We start from the raw sequence: 19876 nt of genomic DNA, 5'->3' as shown, positions 1-19876 counted from the left end.
CCACCCTAGGAGCTGCGGATTGCCGGAATGTTGCACGACACCCCAGCGTAGTTGCACCCCCGTTACCCGCACCCTGAACCCGCAGGACGGTGGTGGCGGAAAGTGACATCTGTCTCGGAGCGGTGGCGCGATCGGGCGCAGCCGAACTGCCGTCGCTCTAGCCCACCGCCGCGACCAGAGCGGCTTGCGCCCGCGCGACCCGACCCGCGACCAGTTCTTCGTCGACGGTCCGCACTTCGCCGTCGCGCACCACTTCCCGCCCGTTGACGTACAGCGCGGCCAAGGGGGGCGGCGGACCGAGTATCAGCGCGGTCACCGGGTCGGCGATGCCTTCGTGGGCGGGTGTGTCCATTCGCCACAGGGCCAGGTCGGCGAGCTTGCCGGGTTCTATGGAACCGATCTCGGCTTCGCGGCCGAGGACTCGCGCGCCGCCCATGGTCGCCAGTTCGAGGGCGGTGCGCACGTTCATCGCGCGGGGGCCGCCGACCGCGCGGGCGTAGAGCAGGGCGTTGCGTGGTTCCTCGATCATGGAACTGGATTCGTTGCTGGCCGCGCCGTCCACGCCGAGGCCGACCGGAACGCCCGCGACCAGCATCGCGGCGGTGCGCGCTATGCCCGCGCCGAGCCTGCCGTTGGAGGTCGGGCAGTGTGCGACTCCGGTGCGGGTGGCGGCGAGTGCGCTGATGGCGGGGTCGTCGAGGTGGACGGCGTGGGCGAACCACACGTCGGGGCCGAGCCAGTCGAGTCGGGCCATGTACTCGGCGGGGGAACATCCGAAGGTGGCGGTGCAGAAGTCCTGCTCGTCGGTGGTTTCGGCGAGGTGGGTGTGCAGTCGCACGCCGGTTTCGCGGGCCAGCGCCGCGGATTCGCGCATCAGGTCGGCCGACACCGAGAACGGGGAGCACGGGGCGAGGGCGATGCGCAGCATGGAGTCGAAGGACCGATCGTGCCAGCGGGCGATGGCGTCGGCGCTCGCGGCGAGTATGGCGTCCAGCGATTCGACCACGTCGTCGGGCGGCAGTCCGCCCGCGGATGCGCCGAGGTCCATCGAGCCGCGACAGGGTTGGAACCGCAACCCGACCTCGGCGGCCGCGGTGATCTCGGCGCCGAGCGGGTCGCCGCCGTCGCGCGGGAACACGTAGTGGTGGTCGGCGGTGGTGGTGCATCCGGTGCGGGCCAGTGCCGCGAGCGCACCGGTCGCCGCGGTGCGCACCGAGTCCTCGGTGATGTCGGCCCAGATCGGGTACAGCGTGGTCAGCCATTCGAACAGGGTGCTGTCGGCGGCGAGCCCTCGGGTGATCCACTGGTAGAGGTGGTGGTGGGTGTTGACGAGTCCCGGCGTGAGCAGGCACCCGCGCCCGTCGACCCGCACCGCCTCGATCGCGGGCCCGGGCCCCGACCCCACCGCTGTGATCCGATTACCTTGCAGTACAACGTGACCGTTCGAATATTCGGTGCCCGCCGAATCCACGGTGGCCACCGCGCATCCCTCGATCACCAACGTCGACCCGCTCATCTCAACTCCCTCACCACTCGATCGAGCTCCGACTACCCGTCACTCGTGCCGACGCCGAAATCAACTGCGGCACTTTCGATCAGTCGTCCCACGCGGGCCCGGCGGACGGCGCGTCCGCTCGCGCGACGGTCGCGTGGATGAGTCCATACGGACGGTCGTCGGCGTGGAACACCTCCCCGTGGTTCTCGATGCCGAATCGTTTCAGGTCGTAGGCGAAGTGGTGTTTGTTGGGTGCGGTGAGGCGGATCTCGGCGAGGACCGGATATGCCTCCAGCGCGGCCTTACCCATTTCGAACAGGGTCTGCTGCAACGCTTTCGAGTGGTGGGTGGCGAATACCTCCAGCATGCTCGCGCGGATGCCGGTGTGGATTTCGTCCCAGTCGAGGCCGGTGGTGCCCGCGAATCGCCATCGCGCGTGCAAGGCGGTCGCCAGCATGCGGTCGCGGGTGGGTTCGAGGACGGTGAAATCGTCGACGAGGAAGTCGGCGAATTCGGATCCGGTGGATTTGAGGATCACCAGATCCTTCACGCCGCCGATGACCCACGCGCGTTGGTCCACACCGGCGCCATCCACGGTGACCGTCACAGTACGTATCTCGGGTCCACTCCTGACCCAGGTGTGATCGTGTTCGAGCTTGCCGACGGTGACGCGCTGCCAGGCGTACTCGTCGACCTCGACGCGCGCCCTGCGCACCGGTTCGATCTCGTCGACGAAGTGCGCGGCCAGCGCCAGCGCGTAGTCCTCCACCGGCTGCGCGCCCGGACGTTTGGCGTAGGCGTAGGCGGTCTGCTTCTGACTGTCGGTCGGCAGCACTTTGCGCTGGTCGCCCTCGACGTAGGCGTCGGCGAAGTCGCCGCGCAGTTCGGTGGAGACGTTCAGGTCGCGGATCTCGTGACGGGCGTCGTCCCGGTAGATCCGCACGATCCGATTCTCGGCCTTGCCGTATCGGTTGTCCGCCAGGACGATCGGGCCGCGCAACTCCATGGCTCAACTCCCTCGATAGGTGGAAAAGGCGAATGGCGACAACAACAACGGGACGTGGTAGTGCCGCTCTTCGGTGACCGCGAAGGTGATCGACACCTCCGGATAGAAGGTCTCTACCCCGAGCCGGGCGAAGTACGCGCCGGTGTCGAAGACCAGCCGATATGTTCCCGAGGTCAGCGCCGAACCGAGGGCCGCGATCCGTCCGTCACCGTCGGTGCGGCCGTCACCGCGGACCTCGTCCCCGGCGTACAGGGTGACGCCGACCCCGGTCGCGGGCGTCCCGCGCACCGCGTCGAGCACGTGCGTGCTCAACGAGCTCATTCGGCGGCCCCGACCAGCCGCCGCAACCGGATGCGGTTGATCTTGCCCAATTCGGTGCGCATGATTTGCCTCTCCGTCGCCGGATCGTTGCCGAGCCGATTGGTCAGCAGCTCGAGCAGTTCGGCGCCCGACCTGCCGCTGGCACAAACCAGGTAGATATGTCCGAACTTCCGTTCGTAGGCGGCGTTGCCTTCGGCCAGCGCCGCCCGCTCCGCGTCACCGACCCCGGCCTGCTCCCGCGCCGAAGCCGACCCGGCGCGCTCACCGATGCGCGGATGCCCGGACAGGGCGCGATCGATCTCGGACTCGTCGAGTCCGGCCAGTGCGGCGTCGGCGGCCGCGACCAGCGCATCGGCATCGGCGTACGGTCTGCCCGCGAGGACGGCGCGGACCAATTCGGGTGACGAGCAACAGTCGAGCAGCGCCCGCGCGGCGGCGTCCTCGGGCATCGTGTTGAAGCTCTCGAGGTCATCCGTCATCGGTACAGCATCGAATACGACCCGCCGTGCCGCCACCCGAAACGGCCGCCGTCACCTGGCGTGTCAAATTCTCGACGCGTCGGTGTCAAATTTCCATCAGCGTGATTCTGTAGGTAACCCGAGAACCACCATCCGCCGCTACGGTGTCGGCATGGATTCCCCCGACCGAGCGCGAACCGGCTGCGCGGGCCTGGTGCTCGCGGCAGGCGCGGGCACCCGATACGGCAAGCCGAAGGCGCTCGCCGATGGCGGGGCCTGGTTGCGCGCGGCGGTCGCCGCCTTGCGCGGAGGCGGCTGCGATCCGGTGGTCGTGGTCCTGGGCGCGACGGGTCCCTCGCCCGACACGGTGGATCTGCCGCCCGACACCGGCTACGTGTGGGCCGCCGATTGGGCGACCGGAATGGGCGCGTCGCTGCGCGCGGGTCTGCGCGAGGTCGCCGCTTCCGGCGCCGAGTTCGTGGCGATCATGCCGGTCGACACCCCCGATGTCGGGGCCGATGTGGTCGCGAGGGTGCTCGCCGCTGCCGCCGGATCGCCCGGCGGACTCGCCCGCGCTGTGTTTCTCGGCACACCGGGGCACCCGGTTGTGATCGGTGACAAGCACTGGACCTCGGTCTGGGCGGCCGCGGTAGCAGATTCTGGAGCACGCACATATTTATCGGGTCGAGAGGATATGGTGTGCGTCACGTGCGACGATTTGGCGACGGGACTCGATCGTGATTTCCCGGCCACGACGCCCGGTGATCGGAGCTAGAAGCAGATGCGCGACATCGTCGATGACTTATTGCGGGTGTGGCACTCCGGCCGAACCGGAGGGCTCGCCACTGTCGTGAGGACCGTCGGGTCCGGGCCGTTGGACGTCGGCTCGGCGATACTCGTCGACGCCAACGGCGTCGCCTACGGGTCGGTGCTCGGGGGCGCCGTGGAATCCGCGGTACGGGAGGCGGCGCTGGCCGCGGCCAGAACAGGCCGCCGCGCCATGCACCGGTTCGGGGTCCCCGCCGCCGAGGCGGGCAATGACGCGGGCGGCATGATCGACGTATTCGCCGAACCGTTCTCCCGCCGCGATTTCCCCGAATTCCCCACCGTCGCGTCCGAGATCGCGAACAACCACCGGGTCACCATCTTCACGGTGGTCTGGAATCCGGACGGCGATCTGATCGGCCAACACCTGGTCACCGATAAACGGCACGCCACGGAATTGGTGGCGCTGCCCGAGTCCGATGTGTTCGTGTGCTCGTTCGCGCCGCCGCCGCGCCTCATCATCTTCGGCGCCAACGCGATCGCCGCCGCGCTCACCACCCAGGCCCGACTACTCGGCTACCGGGTCACGATCTGCGATTCCCGCGACGACCTCGACAGTGTCGACGCCTTCGCGGGCGCCGAGGTGGTGGTCGACTGGCCGCACCGGTACCTGAACACGCTGGCGGCGGCGGGCGAGATCGACGCGAGCACCGCGGTCGTTGTGCTGTCCGATGACCCGAAGTTCGAGATTCCGCTGCTCACGGTCGCGCTGCGACTGCCTGCGCTGGCCTATCTCGGGGCCACCGGCACGCTCGCCGCGCACCATCGCCGCATGGAGGATCTGCGGGCGGGCGGCTTCGGCGACGCGACCATGGCGCGTCTGCACTCCCCCGCGGGCTTCGACGTGGGGGCGCGCACGGCGACCGAGCACGCGGTGGCCATCGCGGCCGAGTTGTTGGCGGCCCGGTCGGGTCGGAGCGTGCCCGCCGTCCGGCCCGATGTGATTCGCGCCGAACAGGTTTTCGGCGCGCGGGCATCGATAGCGCTCTGACCGAGCGCCGCCCTACCCTTTCAAGGCCGGGTTCTCCGCGTACACCTCGCGCAGAATGGACAGGTCGAACAACTGCTCGGCCTTGATGTCGATTTTCGCGGTGCGCAGCGCGGCGATGTTCTGCTCGACGAGGCGATCGGTCATGGTCAGCAGTCCATTGGCCGCGGTGTCGGCGGAAAGTACGAGATCGTTCTGCGCGGTGGCCTCCTTGATCTGCTCGTCGAGGTCCAATTTCTGGTCCTTGCCGTACACCTCCACCGCCAGCCGCGCCGATTCCGCCGGATTCGCGACCGCGTCCTTCCAGCCTTTGATCTCGGCGGTGAGGAATGCTTTGAGTTTGTCGCGTTCTTTGTCGATGGTGGCCTGGGTGACGGTCAGGGTCTCGGCTACCAGCGGCAGGTTGAAATCGGCGAACAGGAAATTCGCGTTGGCGAATCCCTTGGCGGCGAGCACGATCGGTTCATTGGTCGCATAACTCACCCACCCGTCCACTTCGCCGTTGGCCAGCGGGGTCGGATCGAATTGCGCGGGCACGATCGTGACGTCGGATGCCTTCATGTCGTTGGCGGTGAGCAGCGCGGAGAAGATCAGCTGATTGGTATCCTGCACACCGATCTTGCGGCCTTTCATATCCTGTGGACTCTTGATGGGTTTCGCCGCGGAGCTGACGATGCAGAACGGATTCTTCTGGTACGTGGTCGCCACGATCTTCGCGGGCAGACCCTCCAGGATCGCGGGCGCGGTGGTCTGCGGCGCGGACAGGCCGAGCCACACCTTCCCGGTGTCGAGACCGGCTTCGACGGAGGTGCTCGCCGCGCCGCCCGCGATCAGGTTCACCGAGCCGAATCCGGCGTCGCGGAAATAGCCTTTCGAATCCGCGAAGTACTCACCGGCGAATTCGATGTTCTTCAGCCAGGACAATTGGATGGCGACCGAACCGTATTTCGAGCCGTCCGGCGTCGAACCGCCCGACGAGCCGCTCGAATCGGAACCGCAGCCGACGAGCGCGCCGCCTGCCGCGAATGTGGCGCCGGTCAGCGCGGAATAACGGAGAAAGCGACGACGATCGAACCCTGGTGTCATGGGACGAATCTAGGGCGATCCGGTTTCGTTCTCTTTACTGTCACGTTCCGAGACCGCGCGACCGGCCGCGCCCCGCATCCGGACCGAAGCGCGCGAGCACCAGATTCTCGAGTACGCCGACGAGCGCGTACAGCGCCACCGACACCACGGTGACGATCACGATGGACGCCCACAGTTTGCTGTACTGAAAGGTGGGAATGGCGCGGATCAGGCTCGCGCCGAGTCCCGTTCCGCTGCCGAGCCATTCACCGATCAGCGCGCCGATCAGCGCGCCCGGCACCGAGATCCGCGCCGCCGCGAACACCGAGGGCAGCGCGGCGGGCACGGCGACCATGCGCAGTCCGGTCCAGCGCGAACCGCCGTACGCGGCCACCACTTCCAGCGCTTGCCTTGGTGCGGAACGCAATCCGGTCATGATCATGACCAGCGCCGGGAACAGCACGACGATCGCGGCCATCACCGTGACGCCGCCGAGCCCGCGCCCGAAGACGAGCACGATGATCGGCGCGAGCGCGACCAGCGGCACCGAACGCAACAGCATCGCCACCGGCATGAAGGTTTGCTCGACCGTGGCGAAGGACACGAACACGGCCGCGATCACCAGCGCCGCCCCCATGCCGATGCCGAATCCGATGGCGGCGTCGCGCAGGGTGACCAGCAGATCATCGAAGATCGCCCGGCGCGCGGCCGCCGCACCCGGCGCGGTGACCAGATAGCGCCAGATATCGGCGGGCGATTTGCCGACCCTCGGCCCGACCTCGGGGAAGGCCCGCAGGAACACCTCCCAGACGACCAGCACGAGCAGCAGCGAGGTCAGCAACGGAAGCAGGAACAGGCCGATCCGGCGCAGCACGGTCATCGCGCCTCCCACGCCGTCCAGGGTGCGCACAGCCGAGCCACCAGCGCGACGACCGCGTAGCCGAGACCTGCCAGCGCGGCGGCCGCCAACGCCATCCCCCAGGTGCGCGGCACGTTGTAGGCGGTCTGCGCGGCGGTCAGCGCGACCCCGATCCCGCTGTCGACGCCGCCGAGATATTCGCCGATGATCGCGCCGAGCACCGCCGAGGGCGCGGCGATCTTCAAGGCCGCGAACACATTCGGCAGCGCGGCGATCAACCGCACCCGGTACAGCTGTTGCAGCCGCCCGCCACCGTAGGCGCGCACCAGGTCGAGACTGGTCGCGTCGGCCGAGCGCAGGCCGGTGACGGTGCCGACCATGGTGGTGAAGAAACAGTACATGGCCGCGAGGAAGACCGTCGGCGTGCGGCCGCCGAAGACCACGAGGATGATCGGCCCGAGCGCGAGCAGCGGGGTGCAGTAGCTGAGGATGGCCAACTGGGTGGCCAGCGGTTCGATCGGCGGGATCAGCGTCACCAGGATCGCCAGCGCGATCGCGAGCGCGTTGCCCCAGAGGAATCCGCGCAACGCGCCTTGCGCGGTGATGCCGAAGTTCGGGCCGTACAGATCCCAGCCGTCGGTGTACATCGTGTGCGCCACCGCCAACGGCGTCGGCACCGTGCCGCCCGCGACGCCGAGCGCCGCGAGCGCCCACCAGCTCAGGATCAGCCCGAGCAATCCGAGCAGCCCGCCGAGATATCTCATGCGACACCGCCGGTCCCCGACCTGCCGAACAACAGTTCCGACAGGTAGTCGTGCAGTTTGTGGAATTCGGGGGTGCGCATCATCTCGGGGGTCCTCGGCCTCGGCAGGTCGATATCGACCATTTCCAGCACCCGGCCCGGACGCGGGCTCATGACCGCGACCACATCGGAGAGGAATACCGCCTCCGCGATGCCGTGGGTGACCATCAGCGTGGTCGCGGGTTTCTCGGTCCAGATCCGCAGCAGCTCCAGATTCAATTTCTGGCGCGTCATATCGTCGAGCGCGCCGAACGGTTCGTCGAGCAGCAGCACCGTCGGTTTCACGACCAGCGCCCGCGCGATCGACACCCGCTGGCGCATGCCGCCGGACAATTGCGCCGGTTTCGCCTTCTCGAATCCGTCGAGTCCGACCAGGCGCACCAGTTCGGCGATCCGTCCCGGTTCCGGTCGGATGCCCGCGACCTGCAGCGGCAACGCGATATTGGATTCCACCGAACGCCACGGCAGCAGCGCCGAATCCTGGAAGGCGATGCCGAGTTCGTGGTGGCGCCGCAGTTCGGCGGGCGTTTCGCCGTTGACCAGCGTTTTGCCCGCGCTCGGTTCCTCGAGTCCGGCCAGCACGCGCAGCACCGTCGATTTGCCGCAGCCCGACGGTCCGAGCAGGGCGAGAAACGATCCCTTCGGGGTGTGCAGGTCGACCGAGTCCAGCGCGTGCACGGTCCGCCTGCCCGCGCGGAAGGTCTTGGTCAATCCGCTGATATGGATTCCGGTACCTCCGGCCGCCGGATCGGGTCCGGTGCCGCGCTCGCCGATCTCGGATTCCGCACTCATGTCGACACGATAGAAGCGGTCGATTGCACCGGTATTGCGTGCGGACGGCGCATATTGCGCGGCCGTAAAACCGCGGGGTCAGAAACCGGCGTTCACCAGATGGGAGATCTCGTCGCATATTTCGTCGAGGGTGACCGACGGCTCGGCATCGCTCGCGTCACCGAGTTCCTGCGCCAGCGAATTCACCGCGCCGATCACGGCGAGGGCGAACAGGTCGAAACGGCGCGCCCGGATCTCCCCGCGCGCGACCGCGCGTTCGGCCTCGCCGATCAGCAGGCCCGACAGGAGTCGGCGCTGCTGTCTTCGCCACTGCTCGACGGTTTCGCTCACCCCGACGACCTCGACGTAATTGACCCGCGCCGTGCGCATGTCGTGGCAGGTCACGGCGAGATAGGCGCGGAATCCGGCGGTCACGCGGGTTCGCAGCGGTTGGTCGCGTGCGGCGTCGAGGGCAGCAAGCGCGGCGTCGACGGCCTGCTCTGTCGTGCGGTCGACCAGGGCGATGAGCAGGGCCTCGCGGCTGCCGATGTCCTCGTAGAAGCTGCGCGTTGAGACATTCGCGACCGCGCACAGCCGCTCGATCGAGGTGGCGGCGTAGCCGTGCGTGCCGTACAGCTCCAGCGCCGCGTCGATCAGGCGCGCCCGCCGCTGCGCGATGCGTTGCTCGGGGGACAGTCCGCCGTAATTGCGTCCTGCACGCTGTCCGTCCACGCCGCGCGCCACGCCGCCGATGGTACCGGCGTCGCTGCGCCCATGGGCGGCAACATATTCGAGCCTGGCGCGCGCGAACGCCCCCGGCGACGCGCCGAATTCCGTCGAGCGCGCGGCGGCGAGCGCGCGGGTCGGCGAGGATGATCGGCGACAACCGGGACCGGACGGAGGGGCCGATGACGCTCGCGCTGCGCGGACGCGTGGTCTGTGCCTCCCACGACCTCGACGACGGAGTGGTCACGATCGACGGCGAGCGGATCGTCGGCGTTCACGACGTCGCCGAATGGGCAGGCGAACATCCGGATTCGCCGCTTCCCGAGTTCGCCGGCGCCTTGCTGCCCGGACTCGTCGACATCCACGTGCACGGCGGTGGCGGCCACGGCTTCGACACCGTAGATACCGCGCAGGCGCGCGCCGCCGCACACCACCACGCGCGGCACGGCTCGACCTCGGTGGTGGCGAGTGTGGTCACGGGCCCGGCCGAGCAGATGGTCGCCCAGGTCGCCACGCTGCGCGAACTCGCCGACGCGGGCGATATCGCCGGGATCCACGCCGAGGGTCCGTACCTTTCCGCCGCACGCTGCGGCGCGCAGGACCCGCGCCACCTGCGGGACCCGGACCCCGACCTGACCGAACGCCTGCTCGACGCGGGCGGCCGACATTTGCGGGTGATGACGCTGGCGCCGGAACTCGCGGGCTATGCCGCTGCCGCACAGCGACTTTCCGAACGCGGCGTCGCGGTGGCGCTCGGCCACACCGACGCCGACCACGCGCGCTTCCGCGCCGCCCTGCGCCCCGACGGTCACGCCGGACTCGTCACCCACCTCGGCAACGGCATGCCGCCGCTGCACCACCGGGCGTCGGGTCCGGTGGCGGCGGCACTGGTCGCGGCGGCGCGCGGCACGGCTGTCATCGAGTTGATCTGTGACAGCGCGCACATCGACGCGGGCTTCGCGGCATTGGCCTTCGCGACGGCGCCGAACGCGGTGGCGCTGGTCAGCGACGCGATGCGGGCGACAGGCGAACCCGACGGGCGATACCGGCTCGGACCGCGCGAGGTGACGGTCCGCGACGGGATCGCGCGCCTGCCGGACGGCTGCCTCGCGGGCAGTACCGCTACGCTGCTGGAATGCCTCCGCTGGACGGTCCGTGCGGCCGACGTCCCGCTGCGTGCCGCGGTCGAGGCCGCGACCGCGGTTCCGGCGCGCGCGGTCGGCCTCGCGCAGGTCGGCGATCTTCGTACCGGCGCCTACGCCGATCTGGTAATAGTCGATGACAACCTGCATTCGCGCGGAGTGCTCAGACATGGACGGTGGTTGACGTGATCCTCACCGTGACCATGAACCCGGCCTACGACATGACCTACCGGGTCGAGCGGTTCGAGCGCGGCGAAGCGCACCGGGTCCGCTCGGTCGAGCAGCGCATCGGCGGCAAGGGCATCAATGTCACGCGGGTGCTGAACCAGATCGGCAAATACGCACGCGCCACCGGATTCTCCGATCACGCCTTCGCGGCGGCCGCCGAACTGGAACTCCCCGTCGACTTCGTGCACGCCCTGCCGTGGGTGCGGCGCACGGTGGTGATCAGCGAATCCGAGGACGGCACCGCCACCGCGCTGCTCGAGCCCGGCGCGCGGATCTCCAATCCGCATGCGGCCGAACAGCTGTCGACCAGGGTCAGCGGACTGCTGCCCGACATCAACGGCCTGGTGATCTCCGGATCCCTGCCCGGCGGCATCGACCCCGCGCTGCCCGCCGAGATCGCCGCCACCGCGATCGAAGCGGGCGTGCCGACGATCTGCGATGTCGACGGCGAGGCCCTGCGCCTGGCCGCGCTGGTACCCGGCGTGGTCCTCATGCCCAACCGCGAAGGAATCCGCCGCCTGACCGGCCGCGAATCCGAAACCGCCGAGGAACTGGTGGCCGCATTGCAACCCCTGGTCGACCAAGGGGCGCGCGCGGTGATCGCCACCGGATGCCCCGACGGCATGGTCGCGGTCACCTCGACGGGCGCATGGGGAGCGATGCTGTCGGAGGTCATCATCGGCAACCCGACCGGAGCCGAGGACTCCGCGGCCGCCGCCGTGATCGCCGCGCTGTCCGAACGCACGGAACCGGACTGGGCGGCCATCCTCTGCGACGCCGTCGCCACCGCGGCGGCCGCACGCGTGATCCCGGTGGCGGGCGAGATCGACCGCTGCCTGCGAACCCGGATCGCGCCGAGCATCACGGTGGCGAAACTCGCGCTACAGCCTTCGACCCCGGTCCCCGAGAGCTGAGCGTCCCCACCGGGAAGCACCGTCAGGTCCGGCAGCGCCAGATCGGCGGCGAGGCCGCACCCGAACGGTCGCGCCCCGGCACGCACGACGAGGGAGGTGCGACCGGGGCGCGGCCGAGCTACCGGCGGACGGTCCACCAGCCGGCGGATCGGGCAATGATCCACCATGTCGGCGACCGCTCGGGAACCGGAACGCCCCGCACGGCGTGACCTCACGATCGCGACGTCCCCGATCCTGTCGCGCGTCGCTCGAGATGAGCGGGGACGACGCTGTGAATACGCTGGGAGCGTCGCAGACGCAATCGCGATTGACGGGACCCCCGTTGATCGGTCCACGTGTAGGTATCCCGAGTTGAGGACACCACCTGGTGAGGTGCGGACCTCGACGGACTGCTCAGTCGGATTGATCTGCCATGGCTAGCTGGAAGCGAGGCGCTGGTTCACGAGGTAGTTCAGCGAGACCTTCAGTTCCTTGGCCTCGCGACTCAGTCGGGCGTGGAGGTCGGTGGAGACGCGGACCATGAACTTCCCGCTGTAGCTTCGCTCGGCCAGCGGAAGGGGCACGACTTCACTGTTGACCGCCATGTCCTCGATCGTTTCAAGTACCAGCCGGCGGATGCCTTGGAGTGCCTTTTCCTGGGTTTCGTCCAGCCACGAAAGAGACGGGAACTCGGCGCAGAGTCCAACGTATTCGTCGTCTTCGGAGGACCAGAGCACGCGGTATGCGTAGTGGGTGTGGTCCGGTAGTTCGTGGATCGGAGACATCACTGATCGTCCTCCTCTGCTTGCATCTCTTGCAGCTTGTCGATTGCTGCGATCACTTGTTTCAGCTGGTACATCTTGCAGCCGCCGTTGGGGTCCGCCTGGATGTTGATCCGTGGATCTCCCACCCAAGGTGTTTTGAATACAGCGTGGCTACCGCCTGTTTGTCGAGGTAGACCGAAGAACTCCACGCACACCGAATAAACCTCGGAATACCTGACGTTTTTCGGCGATTCTCGCATTTTCGCGAGGATCTTCTCAGGTTTCGCCACACTCTGATAGTACCGCCGGTGATACCACTTGTCGAGTGATGCCAGCCTCCATCGCCGCGCTCGGCGTCGAGGATTTCGGCCATCCGTCAGCGCAGCGCGGCGGCTGCGCGACGGGCAGTTACCGATCGGCGTGCGCGGCCGATACAGTGCCGGGGACGTCAGCGGCGCAATCGCATTCGCCCACCTCGATGGAGCAGCTGCGCCTGTGGCCCTAGGCGTCGGCGGGCATTATCCGGAACGCGCGAAAACCGGGTGTCAGTGGTTCGATGGCGCGGAAGTCACGCTGGTCGAGAGTGAATATGCAGTCGGTCTTGTACCTGTCGGCGAGCGCGACGCCGACCGCATCGGCGAGGTCGAGTCGCAGTCCGTCGTATTTGGCTCGAACGCTCTGTGCAGTGGACAGGTCGACGTGTTTCAGTTCGGCAAGTCGGTAGCGCCCCTCGAGCGCTCGGTCCAACAGTGCGTCGGTGATTTTCATCGCCGCGGGGAAACCGAGGTCGCGACGGGTCAGGTGATCCAGCTCGGTCAACACCAGCGGCGAGATGATCAGAGTTTCCTGCTCCATCACGCGCAAGGCTTGTTCGTGCTCGCTTTGGTCGGCGTCGAATGCGGCGAAAAGTGCCGAAGTATCGGCGACGACGATCATCTGCGGGCCGATCGCCGCTTGATCTGCTGATAGATGTCCTCGCGCATCTCGTCGGCATCGCGCGAGCGTCCACTGTGGAAAACCGGCAGCGGGGCATCGTTGCGGGGCCGCTCGGACGCATCGAGGAGCATCGAGATGCCACGGCGGATGAGTTCCGCTTTGCTGACCCCTGTTGCCGCGGCCTCCGCGTCGAGCCTGACCTCCAGCTCGTCGGGGAGGTAGACGGTAGTCTTGACCATGCCATATATGGTACCACCCATCATCTGACACCGACCATGATCCAGAGTCTTGTCATCGGGAACCTGAGAACACCAATGGTCTTCTACGCCAATACTTTCCGAAGGGCACCGACCGATTCGACGACGAAGCCGACAGACTCAGCGGCCGATCACGGATTCGGCGGGGAATCACCGGGGTCGGGGTGTCCGTCGTCCGTCGCCGGTGAGCCCGGCCAAGCGTGTGCCTCGAGTTTGTGGCGGACTCGCTCCACGTCGGACTTCGACGGCATCTCGTTGGTGACCTTGGTGATCATCACCTGGATATCGACCTTGTCGGCGGGCAGGTCGCCCGTGGCGGCGAGTTCGGCGGCGATCTCGCGCACTTCCTCGTCGGAGAGGCGGCGGCGCAGCAGGGCAAGCAGCGGGATGTAGTCCGACTCGGGGACGCCGTCGGGGTAGCCTGCGCGCAGCCAGTCGATGATGGCGCTGAGCAGTGGTTTGATCGGCAACGGCACCCCTCAGTCGAGTTCGGTCGACGGTTCGGCCAGTGGCCAGCCACCCGCTGCCAGGCGGGAAACCACCCGCGCGACGTCGCTCGGATCGGGGTGTTCCCTTGCGACGCGCTCGATGGCGGATTCGATGTCGTCGCGCTCGATCGGCGCGTCGGGGGTTCCGTCGACCAAGTGATCGGCGATCGCGGCGACCTCGGCGCCGGTCAGATGCCGGTGCAGCACCGCGAACAGTGCGACGTAGTCGGCGCTCGGCACGCCCTGCGGATAGCCGGCGCGCAACCAGCCGACGATGCGCTCGAGCAGATTCGGCCGGGTCGGGGGTCGGTCGGTCACGGGATGGTCGGTCACGGTCACGTCCTTGGTCACTCGCCGAACAGGTGGATGCCGAAGCGGGCGGCGAGGAAGGCCGATGCGGTGTAGAGGATGCCGGTGGCGATCGCCGCGATGGTGATCGCGAAGCAGGTCAGCGCACCGACCAGGGCGACGTGGTTGCGCCGGGCCGTGCCGTCGGCGGTCACCACCTCGGCCGTCGACCACAGTCGAACGCCGAAGGCGAACACGATCGGCAGGCCCGCGCCGAAGAGGAGCGCCGCCGAGGTCACCTGCCACAGCGCCTGCATATTCGTGACGAAAGTGTGCATATCCCACTCCTTTCCGGGCCGCGACTCAGGGACCTCGATGTTCGTCGCGCTCATCCGACCGACTCTCCGTTCCACGGTCGATCCGTCCTACTCCGGCGTGCGTCGGAGCGACAGGCTCCCGCGCGGTTCCGCCCGTCTCCGGTTCGATCCGCCCCACTCCGGCCTGCGTCGAAGCGACCGGCCCCCGCACTGTTCGCGCGGTTCCGCCCGTCTCCGGTTCGATCCGCCCCACTCCGGCGTGCGTCGGAGCGACAGGCTCCTGCACTGTTCGCGCGGTTCCGCCCGTCTCCGGTTCGATCCGCTTCACTCCGGCCTGCGTCGAAGCGACAGGTTCCCGCGCCGTTCCGTCAGTGTCCGGTTGGATCCATGGCACTCCCGCCTGCCTTGGCGTGGCGGACTCCCGCGCCGTCCGCACGGTTCTATCCGTTTCCGGTGCGACCTGCGCCACTCCCGTCTGCGTGGGCACGATCTCGTCCGTGTCCGATCCGATCCGACCTTCTCTCGCCGGCGTGGACCCGGCCGGCTCCCGCACTGCCCGCGCGGTTCCGTCCATCTCCGGTTCGAGCCGATCCACTCCAACGGCGGACTCCCGCATCAATTCGTTCGTCTCCGACTCGGCCCGAGCTTCCCCCGCATGCGTAGGCGCGACGGGCTCCCGCCCAGTGCCATCCGAATCCGATTCGCCCCGAACCACTTCCGTCCGCGTCGACGTGACGGCCGCCCGTTCCGTCCGCCTCCCGTCATCCGCATCCGGTCCGATCCCACCGGAGTCCAGCGGAGGCGACTCCGCTGCCCGATCGACCGCCGCCCGACCCGGCACCGGCCACGACGCCACCTTCGACGCGGCGCCTATCCCGCCGATCGAATCGTCTCGCACCCCACCCGACGCACCACCCCGATCCGGTCCGGTGTGCGAAGACGGGGGGCTGTCGCCCGGCCACTCGTTCACATTGGTCCGGTCCACCGGATTGCGTCGCGACCGCAGGTACATCAGCGTGGACAGGGCGAGCAGGATCGCGAAGACGACCAGCACACCGGCGAGCCCGCCGATCACATGCGCCAGCACCCAGCAGATCGCGCCGACGAGACCGGCCAGCGGCAGGGTCAGCGTCCACGCCACCACCATGCGGCCCATCACCCTCCACCGCACTTCCGCGCCTTTTCCGATGCCGGTGCCGAGGATCGATCCGGTGGCGGTCTGCGTGGTCGACAGCGGGAGACCGAAATGCGCGGAGGTGAGAATGATCGCCGCCGAGGAGGATTCGGCCGCGAGTCCTTGGGGCGAATCGATCTCGACGAGCCCCTTGCCGAGTGTGCGGATGATGCGCCAGCCACCGAGGTAGGTGCCCGCGGCGATGGCGACCGCGCAGGACGCCATCACCCACAGCGGCATCTCGGAGTTCGCGGTGAGGGTGCCGTGCGCGACCAGCGCGAGGAAGATCACGCCCATGGTCTTCTGCGCGTCGTTGGTGCCGTGGGCGAGGGAGACCAGTGCCGCGGAACCGATCTGGCCCCAGCGGAACCCTTCGGTGACCTTGTCCTCGTCGGCGCCGCGGGTGATCCGGTAGATGTTCCAGGTGCCGATGCCCGAGACCAGCGCGGCCACCACCGGCGCGAGCACGGCGGGCAGCACGATCTTGGTGAGCACCCCTTCCGAACCGGAGGCCCAGATGACGCCGTGCCAACCGAGCGCGGCGACGGTGGCGCCGATCAGGCCGCCGAACAGGGCGTGCGAGGAACTCGACGGCAGGCCGAACAGCCAGGTCAGCAGGTTCCACAGGATGCCGCCGACCAGGCCGGCGAAGACGATGACGAGCAGATCCTGTCCGCTCACCCCGTCGAGGCGAACGATGCCTTTGGCGACCGTGGCGGCGACCGCCACCGAAAGGAACGCGCCGACCAGGTTCAGCACCGCCGACAGCGCGACGGCGACTCTGGGTTTGAGCGCACCGGTGGCTATCGAGGTCGCCATCGCGTTGGCGGTGTCGTGGAAACCGTTGGTGAAGTCGAATGCCAAAGCGGTGACGATGACGATCACCAGTATCAGAAGCTCTGCACTCACGGAGTCAGTGTCCTTCAAGCGACCGATTCATAGCCACATGATTGCCACAGTATGAAATCAGATCGCAATCGACCGATGGCGGAATCACGACCCGGCGGGCAGCAATCCGCGCACGGTATCGATGGTGTCGGCCTCGGCGAGCGATTTGTCGGGGCGATATCGAACCACCCTGGCGAAGCGCAGCGCCACACCGCCCGGATAGCGCGGACTCACCTGGACGCCGTCGAGCGCGATCTCCACGATCAGTTCCGGCCACAGGTAGACGGTGTACTCGTCGCGCGAGCGCTCGTGCCGCGGGAATTCGGCGGTCTGCCACTGCAAGAGAGCATCGGTGAGTCCCTTGAAGGTCTTGCCGACCATCACCGGCTCACCGGTGGCCGCGTCCCGCGCGCCGAGATGCAGATTCGACAGGTAACCGGTGCGGCGGCCGTAGCCCCATTCCGCGCCGAGCACGATCAGGTCGAGGGTGTGGGTCGGTTTGATCTTCTGCCAGGCGCGGCCCCTCCTGCCCGCCGCGTAGGGCGCGTCGAGGGATTTGATCATCACGCCCTCGTGCCCAGCGGCCAGCGCGCCGTCGAAGTATTCGGCGGCGGCCTCGGCGTCGGGGCGCAGCAGCGCGGGGATGCTGTGCGCGCACGCTACTTCGGTGAGCGCCTCGCGCCGTTCCCGCAACGGCGCGTCGAGCAGATCGTGGCCGTTCAGGTGCAGGCAGTCGAAGAAGTACGGGTGCAGCAGCAGTTCGCGGGTGGGATTCACGCCCGGTTCGAGCAGGGTGGGGTCGAAGACCGAGAAGCGGCTCATCGTCTCCTGGAACGGGCGCGGGCGGCCGGCGTCGGTGAGCGCGAGGGTTTCGCCGTCGAGGACCACGCTGTCGCATTCGAGGCCGAGGACCAGCTCGACCAGTTCCGGCACGCCGGAGGTGATGTCGCGCAGCGTGCGAGTGAACACCCTGACCAGGTCGCCGTCGCGATGCACCTGGATGCGCGCGCCGTCCATCTTGAACTCGACACTCACGTCGCCGTCGAATTCGGCCAACGTCTCGTCCAGGCTCGCGCCGGGCGAGGCGAGCATGGGCTGGATCGCGCGACCCACCTCGAGCCGGAACTCCGCCAGCGCCGCCGCGCCGCCGGTGCGCGCGACCGCGGCGGTGTGCGGCAGCCGCCCGCACAGCATGTAGGCGCGCCGGACCAGATCGAGCGGAATCTCCGCGGACATCGCGACCGCCTCGCTGACCACGGCCGTCAGCGCGCCCTGCCGCAGTTCTCCGGAGAGCAGGCGCAGCAGGAATGACTGTTCCGGCGCGGTCGCGGCGGCCCACAGCGCGGTGAGCAGTTCCTTGCGGCGCGCAGTGGAACCGGCGCCCGAAGTGGCGGCCAGCGCGGTGAACGCGTCGTCCACTTCGGTGACGGTGAGTTTCGCCACCGGGGCGGGGGCGCCGTCGAGGCCGGTGAGGGTGCGCCAGCCGGTACCGAGGCGGCCCTGCGCGAGTTCACCCGACACCCAGGACACGACGGGTTCCAGCTCGACGGGCGCGGCGGCGTCGAGCAGCGCGGCGATGGCGGTGATCTTCGTCTTCCGGGACCGGGTCGCGCGAACGGTCTCCGAAGTCTGGACGACATCCGAGAACAGCACCCGTCGACCGTAACCCGATAGGGTGACAGATGGCCGGACGGCGCCACCTGTGGCGGGTTTGCTAATTTTTTCGTTGGCATTGCTGCGAAGGCACCCTAAACTGGACGCATGGCCAAGACTTATGTCGGGGCGCGACTACGGCAACTGCGCACCGAACGCGGGCTCAGCCAGGTCGCACTGGCCGCGAAGCTGGAGATCTCGGCGAGCTATCTCAACCAGATCGAACACGACGTCCGCCCGCTGACCGTACCGGTCCTGCTGCGGATCAGCGAGGTATTCGGCGTCGACGCCACTTTTTTCTCCTCCTTGGACGACACCCGGCTCATCGCCGAACTCCAGGAGGTCGTGATGGACCGCGAACTCGGCATCGAAGCCGACACCCAGGAGATCGCCGACATGGTCTCGGCGCATCCGAGCATGGCCCGCGCGCTGGTCAACATGCACAACCGCTACCGCAACACCAGCGCCCAACTCGCCGCGGCCACCGAGGACCGCTTCGCCGACGGCGCGGGCAGCGCCACCATCAGCAAACCGCACGAAGAGGTGCGCGACTTCTTCTACCAGCGGCAGAACTACATCCACGACCTCGACACCGCCGCCGAGGAACTCACCGCGCGCATCCGCTTCCACGGCGGGGATGTGAACAGCGAGATCGCCCGTAGACTACGCGCCTACGACGTGAACATCGTCGAACGCATCGACCTCGGCGAAGGGGTGCTGCACCGCTACGATCCCGCCACCCGGCTGCTCGAGATCTCCCCGCACCTGTCCGGCGGGCAGCGCACCTTCAAACTCGCCGCCGAACTGGCCTACTTCGAATGCGGCGATCTGCTCGAAAAGCTGGTCGAGGAAGGCAATTTCGCCGCCGAGGACACCAGGAAACTGGCGATGCTCGGCCTGGCCAACTACTTCGCGGCCGCGACCACCCTGCCCTACACGCATTTCCACGAGGTGGCCGAGGATTTCCGTTACGACATCGAACGCCTCTCGGCCTTCTTCACCCAGAGCTACGAGACCGTCTGCCACCGCCTCTCGACCCTGCAACGCCCCAAACTGCGCGGCGTGCCGTTCTCGTTCGTCCGGGTGGACCGCGCGGGCAACATGTCGAAACGACAGTCCGCCACCGGATTCCACTTCTCCTCCAGCGGCGGCACTTGCCCGCTGTGGAACGTGTACGAGACCTTCGCCTATCCGGGCAAGATCATGACCCAGATCGCCGAGATGCCCGACGGCCGTAAATATCTGTGGATCGCCCGCACCGTGGAACGCAGGGCCACCCGCTACGGACAGCCGAGCAAGACCTTCGCCATCGGCCTCGGCTGCGAACTGCGCCACGCCGCCCGCGTCGTCTACGCCGACGGCCTCGACCTCGGCGAAGTCAACGCAACTCCCATCGGCGCGGGCTGCCGCGTCTGCGAACGAGCCAACTGTCCCCAACGCGCCTTCCCGCCCCTCGGCAAGGTCCTCGACATCAGCGAACACCGCAGCTCGGTATCCCCCTACGTCCTGAAATAGGCTGCCCCACAACGGCC

22 protein-coding genes and 1 pseudogene are annotated in these 19876 nt (G+C 68.0%); 5 read left to right on the top strand and 18 right to left on the bottom strand.

The genetic code is table 11. The features are described 5' to 3' along the window. Positions 1-157 precede the first annotated feature (157 nt). The 4 genes from IT779_RS18420 to uraD all read right to left on the bottom strand — a co-directional run bounded on the left by IT779_RS18420 (position 158) and on the right by uraD (position 3301). A complete protein-coding gene (locus tag IT779_RS18420; protein WP_196150578.1) occupies positions 158-1516 on the bottom strand; it encodes an 8-oxoguanine deaminase in 1359 nt (452 codons plus the stop codon). A gap of 79 nt (positions 1517-1595) precedes the next feature. After that, the gene (pucL, locus tag IT779_RS18415; protein ID WP_196150577.1) at positions 1596-2501 is read right to left on the bottom strand and encodes a factor-independent urate hydroxylase; all 906 of its coding nucleotides are present in this window, start codon (positions 2499-2501) and stop codon (positions 1596-1598) included. A 3-nt stretch (positions 2502-2504) separates the two neighbouring features. Continuing rightward, the gene (uraH, locus tag IT779_RS18410) at positions 2505-2822 is read right to left on the bottom strand and encodes a hydroxyisourate hydrolase (RefSeq protein ID WP_196150576.1); all 318 of its coding nucleotides are present in this window, start codon (positions 2820-2822) and stop codon (positions 2505-2507) included. Next, positions 2819-3301, bottom strand: a complete 483-nt coding sequence (uraD, locus tag IT779_RS18405; RefSeq protein ID WP_196150575.1) for a 2-oxo-4-hydroxy-4-carboxy-5-ureidoimidazoline decarboxylase — start codon at positions 3299-3301, stop codon at positions 2819-2821. Before uraD ends, uraH begins: the two co-directional genes overlap by 4 nt. 151 nt (positions 3302-3452) lie before the next feature. Here uraD and IT779_RS18400 point away from each other — a divergent pair, with 151 nt between their 5' ends. Both IT779_RS18400 and IT779_RS18395 read left to right on the top strand, forming a co-directional pair. Next, positions 3453-4055: a nucleotidyltransferase family protein gene (locus IT779_RS18400; protein WP_196150574.1), complete on the top strand. Its 603-nt coding sequence runs from the start codon at positions 3453-3455 to the stop codon at positions 4053-4055. A gap of 6 nt (positions 4056-4061) precedes the next feature. Next, the gene (locus tag IT779_RS18395) at positions 4062-5096 is read left to right on the top strand and encodes an XdhC family protein (protein WP_196150573.1); all 1035 of its coding nucleotides are present in this window, start codon (positions 4062-4064) and stop codon (positions 5094-5096) included. 12 nt (positions 5097-5108) lie between these two features. On the opposite strand, the gene IT779_RS18390 is transcribed toward IT779_RS18395, so the two are convergent. The 5 genes from IT779_RS18390 to IT779_RS18370 form a co-directional block, all read right to left on the bottom strand. Next, positions 5109-6179: an ABC transporter substrate-binding protein gene (locus IT779_RS18390; RefSeq protein ID WP_196150572.1), complete on the bottom strand. Its 1071-nt coding sequence runs from the start codon at positions 6177-6179 to the stop codon at positions 5109-5111. A gap of 40 nt (positions 6180-6219) precedes the next feature. After that, entirely contained in the window at positions 6220-7038 is an 819-nt protein-coding gene (locus IT779_RS18385; RefSeq protein WP_196150571.1) for an ABC transporter permease, read from the bottom strand. After that, entirely contained in the window at positions 7035-7781 is a 747-nt protein-coding gene (locus tag IT779_RS18380) for an ABC transporter permease (RefSeq protein WP_196150570.1), read from the bottom strand. Before IT779_RS18380 ends, IT779_RS18385 begins: the two co-directional genes overlap by 4 nt. Continuing rightward, entirely contained in the window at positions 7778-8611 is an 834-nt protein-coding gene (locus IT779_RS18375) for an ABC transporter ATP-binding protein (protein WP_196150569.1), read from the bottom strand. Before IT779_RS18375 ends, IT779_RS18380 begins: the two co-directional genes overlap by 4 nt. Positions 8612-8689: 78 nt before the next feature. Next, positions 8690-9334, bottom strand: a complete 645-nt coding sequence (locus tag IT779_RS18370; RefSeq protein WP_196150568.1) for a TetR/AcrR family transcriptional regulator — start codon at positions 9332-9334, stop codon at positions 8690-8692. Positions 9335-9498: 164 nt separating this feature from the next. On the opposite strand from IT779_RS18370, the gene IT779_RS18365 reads away from it, so the two are divergent. Beyond that, positions 9499-10647, top strand: a complete 1149-nt coding sequence (locus IT779_RS18365) for an N-acetylglucosamine-6-phosphate deacetylase (RefSeq protein WP_232541877.1) — start codon at positions 9499-9501, stop codon at positions 10645-10647. Next, complete coding sequence (locus IT779_RS18360) at positions 10635-11600, top strand: hexose kinase (protein WP_332838857.1); 966 nt, start codon at positions 10635-10637, stop codon at positions 11598-11600. The genes IT779_RS18365 and IT779_RS18360 overlap by 13 nt, the downstream gene beginning before the upstream one ends. Before the next feature lie 416 nt (positions 11601-12016). Here IT779_RS18360 and IT779_RS18355 read toward each other — a convergent pair whose 3' ends face one another. The 9 genes and pseudogenes from IT779_RS18355 to IT779_RS18315 form a co-directional block, all read right to left on the bottom strand. After that, positions 12017-12364, bottom strand: a complete 348-nt coding sequence (locus IT779_RS18355; protein ID WP_196150566.1) for a type II toxin-antitoxin system HicB family antitoxin — start codon at positions 12362-12364, stop codon at positions 12017-12019. Then, positions 12364-12633 carry a toxin HicA gene (locus tag IT779_RS18350; RefSeq protein ID WP_196150565.1) on the bottom strand — a complete coding sequence of 90 codons (270 nt, stop codon included), beginning with the start codon at positions 12631-12633 and terminating at the stop codon, positions 12364-12366. Before IT779_RS18350 ends, IT779_RS18355 begins: the two co-directional genes overlap by 1 nt. A 211-nt stretch (positions 12634-12844) precedes the next feature. Then, positions 12845-13279 carry a type II toxin-antitoxin system VapC family toxin gene (locus tag IT779_RS18345; protein WP_196150564.1) on the bottom strand — a complete coding sequence of 145 codons (435 nt, stop codon included), beginning with the start codon at positions 13277-13279 and terminating at the stop codon, positions 12845-12847. Further along, positions 13276-13518 carry a ribbon-helix-helix domain-containing protein gene (locus IT779_RS18340; RefSeq protein ID WP_196150563.1) on the bottom strand — a complete coding sequence of 81 codons (243 nt, stop codon included), beginning with the start codon at positions 13516-13518 and terminating at the stop codon, positions 13276-13278. Before IT779_RS18340 ends, IT779_RS18345 begins: the two co-directional genes overlap by 4 nt. Before the next feature lie 149 nt (positions 13519-13667). After that, positions 13668-14006: a DUF3349 domain-containing protein gene (locus tag IT779_RS18335; protein WP_196150562.1), complete on the bottom strand. Its 339-nt coding sequence runs from the start codon at positions 14004-14006 to the stop codon at positions 13668-13670. A gap of 9 nt (positions 14007-14015) precedes the next feature. Continuing rightward, a complete protein-coding gene (locus tag IT779_RS18330) occupies positions 14016-14357 on the bottom strand; it encodes a DUF3349 domain-containing protein (protein ID WP_196150561.1) in 342 nt (113 codons plus the stop codon). Positions 14358-14371: 14 nt separating this feature from the next. After that, positions 14372-14650 carry a hypothetical protein gene (locus IT779_RS18325; protein WP_196150560.1) on the bottom strand — a complete coding sequence of 93 codons (279 nt, stop codon included), beginning with the start codon at positions 14648-14650 and terminating at the stop codon, positions 14372-14374. A gap of 868 nt (positions 14651-15518) precedes the next feature. Continuing rightward, positions 15519-16712 (bottom strand): annotated as a pseudogene (locus tag IT779_RS18320) (anion permease); the annotation flags it as partial. Between the two features lie 84 nt (positions 16713-16796). Next, positions 16797-18344, bottom strand: a complete 1548-nt coding sequence (locus IT779_RS18315; protein ID WP_196150559.1) for an ATP-dependent DNA ligase — start codon at positions 18342-18344, stop codon at positions 16797-16799. A 108-nt stretch (positions 18345-18452) separates the two neighbouring features. On the opposite strand from IT779_RS18315, the gene ramB reads away from it, so the two are divergent. Then, positions 18453-19859 carry an acetate metabolism transcriptional regulator RamB gene (gene ramB / locus IT779_RS18310; protein WP_196150558.1) on the top strand — a complete coding sequence of 469 codons (1407 nt, stop codon included), beginning with the start codon at positions 18453-18455 and terminating at the stop codon, positions 19857-19859. Positions 19860-19876: the final 17 nt, after the last annotated feature.

The organism is Nocardia bovistercoris (assembly GCF_015674855.1).
Taxonomy (GTDB): domain Bacteria; phylum Actinomycetota; class Actinomycetes; order Mycobacteriales; family Mycobacteriaceae; genus Nocardia; species Nocardia bovistercoris.
Note: the sequence above shows the minus strand (reverse complement) of the source record. Positions and strands in the feature narration are given on the sequence as shown.